Here is a 2,482-nt window from a genome sequence, read left to right on the forward strand (position 1 = left end):
GACAGAGTTGGTGATATAGTAACTAAAGATCACACTTAAATCTAACCTTGCCATAGATGCACAAATCTCGAATCTGGCAACCCCAAAAATCTCCCGTCTCTAACATCAGTTTTAGCGATGAAATGAGGTAAGAATTTTGACCAAAATACTTAGCGATCGCATTGCCGTTTATCTGCTCATCGGTGGACTCCTGTTTAGAATCATCATCGCCCTGGGGCTTTATCCGGGGTACGATGAGGCATATTATTACGTTTACAGCCATAATCTGGATTGGAGTTATTTCGATCATCCGCCAATAGTAGCGATTTCCACGGGTTTTGGGACTTGGATCACGGGATTAGTCAATCAATTTACCATTCGCTTCGGTACTCTCCTCCTCTATACTGGCAGCCTCTGCTTACTATATCTGACAGCTTTAAAATTGTTCAGTCTGCCGGTCGCCAGAATGACTTTAGCGATCGCCACTCTCATCCCCATCTATGGGATCGTCTTCGGGATTCTTTCGCAGCCAGATAGTCCTTTAATCTTTTTTTGGTCATTAACAGTCTATTTAGCTGCCCAAGAATTCTGGCCAATTCGGGGAAAAAACTATCATCCTAGCTATCGTCTCGCTTATATTGGACTTGCCGTAGGATTGGCGGTTTTAAGTAAATATCACGGCTTTATTTTGGGTTTTGGTTTAGTTTTATTTTGTCTGACTACTCCCCGCTATTGGCCTGTATTTAGATCCCCTTGGTTGGGATTAGGATTTATTCTCTTTTTGATAACTTTATTGCCGATTATCTACTGGAATATTAACCATGATTGGATTTCCTTTCGCTTTCATTTAGAAGACCGTTTTTCTGGAGAACCCAAAAACTTTAATATTCTCGGTATTCTCTCGGTTGTTGGCATTAGTATCGCCACGATGTTTCCTCCTTTCGGTTTGCCGATGTGGTGGGTGACATTTAAAAGCTTTGGCGAACAAATTCCTAACTTTATCTCGAAAAAAAGATTTTTTCATCGAGAAGAAGAATCCCTAAAAAAATGGTTAATTCTCTCGGTTTCTCTGCCTTTAATCCTGGGAATGCTTTATGTGGGTGCTTCCCATTATCTCGCCCCTAGTTGGATTTTACCCGGGTTCTGGTCCTGCACGATTTTATTAGGAGAAAAGGCCACTACTTGGCAGCAATCTTCTCGAATCTGGGTAAAAAGATGGTTATGGGGATCAGGAATTTTTCTCGTTACTGTTTTATCTATAGCAATGCTTCACGTTACTTTTGGCACTTTCCAAAAACCTAGTCAATACGCAATCTTTGGGGGAATTATTGCCCCAGAACAAGACCCTTCTCGGGAAATTGTCGATATCGATCAACTGCGCCAAGGCTTTGCTAATTCGCCCGAATTATTAGCACTATTAAAAGATTCTAGCTTCGTTTTTACCCATAGTTTTTATGTGACAGCATGGCTAGATATGGCTCTTTATCCCCTAGTTCCTATTCCCGTCACTTGTTTTAACAACGATCAAAGGGGTTATCAAATTTGGTTTAATCCTCAAGAATGGATCGGTAAAAATGGTTTATTAATTACTACAAATAGTTCTCTAGAAAGACCAGAAATAATCGATCGCTACCGTCCCTATTTCCAAGATATAACTAAAGTAGCTGTCATTCCGATCAAGCGCGGTGGTGTCGCCATCGAACAATTTCATGTTTACCAAGCTAAAGGACTAATTAAAACTTATCCTTAAAATAGATCAATTAGTTCATCAATACTCCTGATTTCTATCTTCTGAATTTTGTAAACTTTTTAACTTTTTACTTGGTAAATATGTCCATTCATCGAGTGCGTATTGCTAGAGATAAAGGGGAATTTGTCCAGTCCTTAGTTAATTTTAATCAGGGAATTGGTCCTTTTCAGACCTATGCTGATGTCATCGCTTTTGCGGCGGCTTTAGGGGTAAGATATCAAGAGAGGCTGGCCATAGAAAATGTAGCGAAGGAACCCTCACCTATTAACCTGGAAATTTTTATTTCTCGTGGCTACGATACCCTAATCAAATTATTGGCAGTCAATGAATTCCAAGACACGAAAATTCTTTCTCCCCACGGGGTAGATTCGGAAGCTTTGCGAGTGACAATTTTCGAGGAATATGCCAACGCTGGTTTAGCAAGATTAGAACGAGAATTGCGCGGTGCGGTGGATTATACTGAAAGATTATTGTTAATTATCAGTCAAGAACGTTTTCGAGAAATTACTGCCACAACCGAATTCGATTTAGGCAGATTTTTGTAGTAGAAATCTTATCCCTAACTCTCCTGACTCCTAACCCCACCAATAAACTTTTTCAGCAGACCCTACTTAGGGTTTGCTGAATAAATCTAAAAACCTTGTTGGGTAAGACTTTTAGACTTTTTGTCAATCAAAAAGTACCGGGCATGGGAGTGATCAGGGGGAAAATTCCTGGACTTTTTCCCTGAAAATTAGGTAATTGGCCCCCTCA

2 protein-coding genes are annotated in these 2,482 nt (G+C 40.2%); both read left to right on the forward strand.

The window, feature by feature from the left end; genetic code table 11:
• Positions 1 to 136 precede the first annotated feature (136 nt).
• On the forward strand, positions 137 to 1,729 hold the full coding sequence (locus tag PX484_RS22770; protein ID WP_002801871.1) for an ArnT family glycosyltransferase: 1,593 nt from the start codon (positions 137 to 139) through the stop codon (positions 1,727 to 1,729).
• A gap of 80 nt (positions 1,730 to 1,809) precedes the next feature.
• On the forward strand, positions 1,810 to 2,274 hold the full coding sequence (locus tag PX484_RS22775) for a DNA phosphorothioation-associated protein 4 (protein WP_287667048.1): 465 nt from the start codon (positions 1,810 to 1,812) through the stop codon (positions 2,272 to 2,274).
• The last annotated feature ends 208 nt before the right edge of the window (positions 2,275 to 2,482 follow it).

This window comes from Microcystis sp. M49636_WE2, assembly GCF_030065375.1.
GTDB lineage: Bacteria > Cyanobacteriota > Cyanobacteriia > Cyanobacteriales > Microcystaceae > Microcystis > Microcystis aeruginosa_C.